Annotated in this window: 10 protein-coding genes; 5 read left to right on the top strand and 5 right to left on the bottom strand. The window is 55.4% G+C overall.

All coding sequences use genetic code 11. The annotated features are described in order from the left end of the window. Positions 1 to 59: 59 nt before the first annotated feature. From Q6D67_RS21290 to Q6D67_RS21280, 4 genes are all read right to left on the bottom strand, one after another. Positions 60 to 479 (bottom strand): transposase, encoded by a 420-nt coding sequence (locus tag Q6D67_RS21290; RefSeq protein ID WP_304707828.1) that lies wholly within the window; start codon positions 477 to 479, stop codon positions 60 to 62. A 44-nt stretch (positions 480 to 523) separates the two neighbouring features. Continuing rightward, positions 524 to 670, bottom strand: a complete 147-nt coding sequence (tnpB, locus tag Q6D67_RS22020; RefSeq protein WP_370552020.1) for an IS66 family insertion sequence element accessory protein TnpB — start codon at positions 668 to 670, stop codon at positions 524 to 526. Further along, positions 622 to 972, bottom strand: a complete 351-nt coding sequence (gene tnpB, locus Q6D67_RS21285; RefSeq protein WP_304707827.1) for an IS66 family insertion sequence element accessory protein TnpB — start codon at positions 970 to 972, stop codon at positions 622 to 624. Before tnpB (Q6D67_RS21285) ends, tnpB (Q6D67_RS22020) begins: the two co-directional genes overlap by 49 nt. Further along, positions 969 to 1,343, bottom strand: a complete 375-nt coding sequence (locus Q6D67_RS21280; RefSeq protein WP_304707825.1) for a hypothetical protein — start codon at positions 1,341 to 1,343, stop codon at positions 969 to 971. The genes tnpB (Q6D67_RS21285) and Q6D67_RS21280 overlap by 4 nt, the downstream gene beginning before the upstream one ends. Before the next feature lie 514 nt (positions 1,344 to 1,857). On the opposite strand from Q6D67_RS21280, the gene Q6D67_RS21275 reads away from it, so the two are divergent. From Q6D67_RS21275 to Q6D67_RS21265, 3 genes are all read left to right on the top strand, one after another. Then, positions 1,858 to 2,445: a helix-turn-helix domain-containing protein gene (locus Q6D67_RS21275; RefSeq protein WP_304707824.1), complete on the top strand. Its 588-nt coding sequence runs from the start codon at positions 1,858 to 1,860 to the stop codon at positions 2,443 to 2,445. Then, a complete protein-coding gene (locus Q6D67_RS21270; protein WP_304707822.1) occupies positions 2,438 to 3,670 on the top strand; it encodes a type II toxin-antitoxin system HipA family toxin in 1,233 nt (410 codons plus the stop codon). Before Q6D67_RS21275 ends, Q6D67_RS21270 begins: the two co-directional genes overlap by 8 nt. Positions 3,671 to 3,915: 245 nt before the next feature. After that, positions 3,916 to 4,182 carry a hypothetical protein gene (locus Q6D67_RS21265; protein WP_304707820.1) on the top strand — a complete coding sequence of 89 codons (267 nt, stop codon included), beginning with the start codon at positions 3,916 to 3,918 and terminating at the stop codon, positions 4,180 to 4,182. A gap of 241 nt (positions 4,183 to 4,423) precedes the next feature. On the opposite strand, the gene Q6D67_RS21260 is transcribed toward Q6D67_RS21265, so the two are convergent. Beyond that, the gene (locus tag Q6D67_RS21260; protein WP_304707819.1) at positions 4,424 to 4,828 is read right to left on the bottom strand and encodes a hypothetical protein; all 405 of its coding nucleotides are present in this window, start codon (positions 4,826 to 4,828) and stop codon (positions 4,424 to 4,426) included. Between the two features lie 177 nt (positions 4,829 to 5,005). On the opposite strand from Q6D67_RS21260, the gene Q6D67_RS21255 reads away from it, so the two are divergent. Both Q6D67_RS21255 and Q6D67_RS21250 read left to right on the top strand, forming a co-directional pair. Beyond that, positions 5,006 to 5,692: a response regulator transcription factor gene (locus tag Q6D67_RS21255; protein ID WP_304707817.1), complete on the top strand. Its 687-nt coding sequence runs from the start codon at positions 5,006 to 5,008 to the stop codon at positions 5,690 to 5,692. After that, entirely contained in the window at positions 5,689 to 6,633 is a 945-nt protein-coding gene (locus tag Q6D67_RS21250; RefSeq protein WP_304707815.1) for a histidine kinase dimerization/phospho-acceptor domain-containing protein, read from the top strand. The genes Q6D67_RS21255 and Q6D67_RS21250 overlap by 4 nt, the downstream gene beginning before the upstream one ends. Positions 6,634 to 6,697 lie beyond the last annotated feature (64 nt).

The raw sequence follows: 6,697 nt of genomic DNA, 5'->3' as shown, positions 1-6,697 counted from the left end.
GCGATAACAAATCAACCAGATACGCCGCCTTTTTTCAAACCCTCAAACACCACTTTTGGTTATAGCTCCTGGCCGTCATGGGGGCAGTTCAGGTCGTCCCCGGCCAGCTCATAGATCACCTCAGTCCGGGGCAGCGTGTCGGGCAAGGGCTTGCGGCCACGCTTTTTGCGGGCATGCGCCGGTACGTCGATGGTGCCCTCGGCTTCGTCCTCGCCAAGCGCCAGTTGTGCATCAACCTCGGCTTCATTGAACAGCCGGAACTGGTCGGGTGAGAGCTTCTCACTGCTGGCGGCAAAGCGACGCGCCAGAGCAAGATTGAGTTGTTCCTGGAGGGTAAAAATTCTGGCCGACTGACGTTTGTTCTCGTGTTCCAGTTCGGCCAGTCGCGCCTGCTGCTCGGCTTTTTCCGCCATCTGCTGCGCCACCAGGGCCTGTAGCGCGGCGACCGTCGAGGGCAGTTGTGTAGGGGTTTTCGGCATGCATTCATTATACCTCTAACGCACGGAATACCCTATAATAACAGCTATAAAACCGTGTTGTATGTCCGCTTTGCGTGCGGCTTCAGCTGGGTGATGTCGTAGCCGTCCAGCAACCAGTTCAGCTGCTGTATGCTCAGCATGATCACATTATCCTGGCGTGTGCGCGGCCAGTGGAAACGGTCCTGTTCCAGACNTCCAGCAACCAGTTCAGCTGCTGTATGCTCAGCATGATCACATCATCCTGGCGTGTGCGCGGCCAGTGGAAACGGTCCTGTTCCAGACGCTTCTGCCACAGGCAGAAGCCGTTGGTCTCCCAGTAGAGTATCTTGATACGGTCACGGCGGCGATTGCAGAACACGAACAGCTGCTCCGAGAACGGGTTCAGTTCCAGCGCCTGCTCGACCAGTACCGCAAGCCCATTAATGCCCTTGCGGAAGTCAATCGGGTTACGGTGCAGGTAGACCTCAAGATTGTCGTTGCCGGGGCGCATCATGACAGCGACGCCGCGGCCTGGAGAATCGTGTGCAGCGCCTGGCCATCAACCGCGCCACTGAAACTGACCGTCGTGCCGTTGGACAGCTGGACGCTCCATTGCGTTGTTGGCGGCGAGGGTGCGACCCGTACCCGGGCAAACGGCGCGGTGGTCGTGGACTTTGATGTGCCCCGCTGCGCGAGATGTTTGCGGGCGGTGTACATCGCCTTGACACTGAGACCATGCGCCTGCGCGTAGTCCTTGGTGGTTTGATTAGCCTTGGCGCAGGCGCGCAGATGCTCGAGCCAGAACTGCTGGCGTTCGGTGAGTTCGGTCTGGGTGTCGTGTGCAGCGGCGTCGCTGCTGATGGATGGCGGAGAAACCTCTGACATGGGGTGTGCCCTCCGGGGCTGACGATTCGGAGGGTGCAGCTTGCACAGTTCAGGGCGGCGTTGGCAGGGCGTAGATTATTTTGCGCTTACGGCATTTTGCGTTTGTGGGGTTGGGTTCGTCTGGAGAGAACCCCTTCGACAAAATGCGACCAACGGAGCATTTTGGACGCCGCAGCGCAGCGGAGGCGCCCCGCAGGGGTCACAACAGCCCAAAGGCTGTTGTGATCAATCCAGCACGGCCCACCATTTTGCCCCTGAAGCACAAAGACTTGGAAGGTCCCGCCAAGGAGTCTTCCAAGCCCGTGTCTAATCACTTCTCAACTGTCTCCAAAAGTCGATCATATGGTGACCGTAGAACACCTAAGAGATTAACGATACCAATATATATACACATATATAATATTAAGCTAGACTTCTACGTAACTAGATAATTTGTGCTTCCTACCAGAGTACATTTATTTATTAAAGCAGATAAATAGTTAATTTATATCTACTTGGATAGATTGGTGCTGTTGTGGATCTACAAGCTGAAATTGGCAAGCGGCTCAAACAGGCGCGGACAGCAAAGGCGTTGAGCCAGGCTGCGCTAGCAAAGCTGGCGGGCGTGCCGCAGAGCCATATCTCCAAGATCGAGAACACCGGTGTTGATCTGCGTCTATCCAGTCTGACGGAACTCGCCCGGGCTCTCGATCTGGAGCTCATGCTCGTGCCGAGGAAGGTTGTTCCCGCCGCGCGGTCGCTGATTCGTCAAGCGCAGCCTACGCCGATCAGTCTGACGAAGCTGGCGCTTCGCGATGATCTCGCGAAGCTTGAAAAACTGACGGACAGTGTCGTCCGTGAGCATGCCTCGTCAAAAAATGCTGCGCGGCTGAAAAGCCGTATTCATGACCTTCTCCGAGTCGAAATTTCACCTTCGGCTCTTGGCGCAGTGCGCGCGCTCAACGAGCAGCTTGAAGCGCTGAAGAAAGATCAGAACATCCAGCGCATGAACGCGGTGATGCAGGATGTCGACCGGCTTCGCAATAAGTTCGCGCACCTTCATCCGGACGCGACGGAAGAGGGGCCGCGCCCCGCCTACAGCCTGGAGGATGACGATGGCTGATGTCTCCGTTCTCGAGGTGTTGCTCTACGGTGAGGCCATCGGAACGCTGACGCGCGTCGCGGGTGACCGGAATCTGTTTGCATTCAATGAGGCCTACATAGACAACGTGGATCGTCCAGTTCTTGGATTGGCCTTCAAAGACCAGTTCGGAGAGTTGATCACGGACCACCGGACAACGCAGACCCGACTCATGCCATTCTTCTCCAACTTGCTACCGGAGGGAAGGCTTCGGGACTATCTCGCGGAGCGCGCCGGTGTGAACCCAGAGCGGGAATTTTTCCTGCTCTGGGTACTTGGCCGGGACCTGCCCGGTGCCATCACCGTCCGTCCGGCAGATGGTGAGTCTTGGCCGCCCGATGCTGACCAGGCACTTGATGACGAAGAGCGTGCCGCACGCGAGGCTCGCGCTATGCGATTCTCACTGGCCGGCGTGCAGCTAAAATTTTCCGCCGTGACTGACGCGACCGGCGGTCTCACCATTCCCGCATCGGGGGCCGGTGGTTCATGGATCATCAAACTTCCATCCGAAAAGTTCAATGGTGTGCCCGAGAATGAATACTCGATGATGACACTCGCGCGCCTTGTCGGCATGAACGTGCCGGCCGTAGAACTCATCAATACTGAATCCATCGCCGGTGTGCCCAACGAGGTGGCGTCACTGAAAGGCCAAGCACTGGCCATCGAGCGGTTCGACCGATTGAGCGACGGGACCGCCGTCCATATTGAGGATTTTGCGCAAATCTTCGGGATCTATCCGGCTGACAAATACAAGAAGGCTAGCGCCGTGAATATTGCGCGGGTCATTGCAACGGAAAGCGACGATGACGACGTGCGGGAATTCGTCCGGAGACTCACCTTCAATACGCTGATCGGCAATGCGGACATGCATGTGAAGAACTGGTCCGTCTATTACCCCGACCGCCAGACGGCTCGGCTCGCACCAGCCTATGATTTCGTGTCCACGATCGCTTACCCCGGCCTCGATGATGAGGAAGCCGCGCTGAAATTTAGTCGCACCAAGCGCTTCGATGCGTTCGGCGTGGATGAGCTTGAGCATCTTGCCGGCCTGGCAGGGCTCCCAGCCAAAATGGTCGTCGATACGGCGAAGGCGACAGTCGAGGCATTTCGGCAGGTCTGGGGCGCGGAGCAAAAGAACCTACCATTGCATCGTGATGTGATCGCTGCAATCAAACGACAACTGGGCCGCGTGCCTCTGTCTTCATGATGGCCCGAAGTGCTATTTTATGGCGTGTCGTTCGCTAAAATGATCCATTGGCAGTGCCTGTGAAGATACTCGCGAGATTTTATGCGCCACCCGCTGAGATAGGGCTCCCATTAAATCGGATAAAGATTCGGGCGGTCACACCGGATTTTGAGATCATATTGCGCGGACCAAGTGCGAGCTTCTCTCTCACATGGGACCCGAATAAGACTGGGCCACTCGCAGAGCTATGGCGCACCTGCTGGTTCATGACCCAGGTAATGGGGGGCAATTCCGTCCACATTGGCTTCGTAAAGGAAGGGCGAGAGAACGAACTTGGACGTCTCGATCTTTCCTCGGTCCCGAGCGATAGCCTCGGGCAAATCAATAGCGAAGCATTTGTGTCGCTGTTCGAAAGCGTAGCCCGCGCGCTAGAGGTCTGTAAGCATCAAGGCCTCGATCCGGAGGAGGTTGTCGTAAACGAACCGCTCATCATCCTGTTTCGCGTTCTCGTTTGCCGCCATTGCGGCGCATGAACCGGCCGGGTCAGATCAAGAGGGGGTCACTTTCTATACAACAGAATCCCCTCTCGGCCCGGTGAAATATGGCGGCGTTGATCAAATTGGATCACTAGATGTTATGCCCCTTCTGGATGACCTGGCCGAACAGCTCGAATCTGAGGGGTTCGCAGTTATTCTAATCAGCCCATCCTAAGCGTTGTCGTACCTGCCGCACGCTAGCAACAAGCTACAGTGCACCAGGTTTTACGGACAGCAATTACTTGTCACGCATCTTGTGGAAGGTCTGAACCAGTGCTTCGCGTTGTTCATTGGTCAGTTGGGCGTGTAGCCTGGCCAAGGATTGCAGAGCTGTCAGCAGTTTTTCATCCACCCCCGATTGCCAACCTTGATATGACTGCATCATGGTCTCCACATCCAGTTGGTCTTTCTCAATTAACTCCGTGACATGGCCTCTTAGCTCTTCCTTGGGTTTTTTGATTTCAGCCGCCAGGGCGCGGCCCGATTCCAGTAGCTCAAAGGCCAGTTCCTGTTGATACTCGTTGAAGTCATGGGCTTCGATAAATAGCTTGAACATGATGTCGTCGGCGAAAGCCTGGGGGGCGGCCAGGCTGGTGATGGTGAATGCACAGATACTCAGAAGGTTACGGATCGTCTTTGTCATTGCCTTGTCCTCATTGGTTCTGCTTGCCCGTGCAACATGCACAGGCAAGTGATGACAAGCGTACTCGAGACCACAGTTGCGCGCTTTTCAGTCAGGCAACCGAACGTAACGAAGGGTAACGTTGATTGCTATTCTCGCTAAGGCGCAGGCACACTACAGGGGGGTTAAGGAGGCAGCATGAAAAGCGTATTGTTGATTGACGATGATCTGGACTTAAGTACGCGCTTAAAGCAGTATTTTTCGCAGTTCGATATCCAGTTGCACTGTGCAGAGCGGCCCTCTGCGGGCATGGCATTACTCAGCCAGGAAAACTACGACCTGTTGCTGTTGGATGTGATGCTGCCGGAGAAGGACGGGTTTACCTTGTGTAAAGAAATCCGCCAGCGCCACGACTTACCCATTATTATGCTGACCGCCCGAGGCGAGCTGACCGACAAGGTCCTGGGCCTGGAGATCGGCGCCGACGACTATCTGGCCAAGCCCTTTGAGCCCCGCGAGCTGGTGGCGCGCATTGACGTACTGCTGCGCCGTCACCGCCCCGCGCCAAACCAGCAAGAATGCTGGCGCTTTGCTGATCTGTGCATTTATCCCCAGCATCACAAGGTATTGCTGCGTGATCAGGAAGTGAATCTGACCGGCATGGAATTTCGCTGTTTGCGTCTGCTTGCCCAGCACCCAGGCCAGGTATTTAACCGTGATGAGCTGCTCAACGAGCTGCGCGGTATCGATGCCGACGTGTACAGCCGTTCTATCGATATTCTGCTCAGCCGCTTGCGGCAAAAACTGGGCGATGATGTGAATGCGCCCAAATATATTAAAACCCTGCGCAATGTGGGCTACTGCTTTATAGGGCAGCGTGAATGAGATTACCTAAACTTGGCCTGTTTGCCCGATTGTTTTTCCTGTTTGGCGTTACCACCATTTTACTGGGATTTTGCATGGCGGCGGCCAAGGCAGTCTTCACCGAAGAGAAAATTAAAAGCCTGATGCAAGAACGTCACGACGGCCTGTTGAAGATGCTGGTCAAGATCGAGAACAAAGCCGGTGATGCCGACGCGCTTGAAAAAGTCGCCTCCGAAATCAAAGGCGATATCCTGCTTGAGCTTGACGGAAAGCGCCAAACTACCGATCCGGATTTTCCTACCATTACTGAGCTGTTGCCCAGGGCCGAACCCATCGGCGAGCTGAAATTTGTCAAATACCGGGGCGGCTACTATCTGCTGCACCAGTCGCCAAGGGGCTGGGTGGCGGTGATGTCAACGCCCATCAACTTTGCCATTTATCCCTGGTGGGCCGTGTACTGGCCCTGGTTGGCCATGCTGGTCATTATCGGGACCAGCTATTTTATGCTACGGCGCCTACTTGCGCCTGTGTTCGATGCGGTGCAAAGCGTCAAAGCCATCAGCCAGGGAGATTTTGGGCATAAGATCCATCGTCATCCCAAAAACGAGTTGTCCGAGCTGACCCTGGGCATCAATAAAATGGCCGATGAGTTGAAAAGCATATTCGATGCTAAAAACGAGTTGCTACTGGCTATCAGCCACGAGCTTCGTACCCCCCTGGCGCGCATGCAAATCTCGCTGGCCATGCTGGATACCAGCGGGGCAAAAGAGGATATGGAGCGTGACCTTAAGCAGATGGATACCCTTATCGGCCAGTTGCTGGAAGGAGAACGCCTCGAAGCAGGGCATAAATCGCTACATCTGAAAACCCTGTATCTGCCCAGTCTCATCAGTGAACTGCTGAGTGAAGTGGAACTGACCGGGCGAATATCGCTGCTCAACAAGGTGCCTGAAATCGGGTAGTGTCCCCATGAGTGGTGTAAATCTTCACGGTGGAGTGGCGGCCACCGTGGGTCTCCGTAAACTG

The sequence above is a fragment of the Haliea sp. E1-2-M8 genome, from assembly GCF_030649675.1.
GTDB lineage: Bacteria > Pseudomonadota > Gammaproteobacteria > Pseudomonadales > Halieaceae > Haliea.
This window is presented reverse-complemented; position numbering and strand designations above follow the sequence as displayed.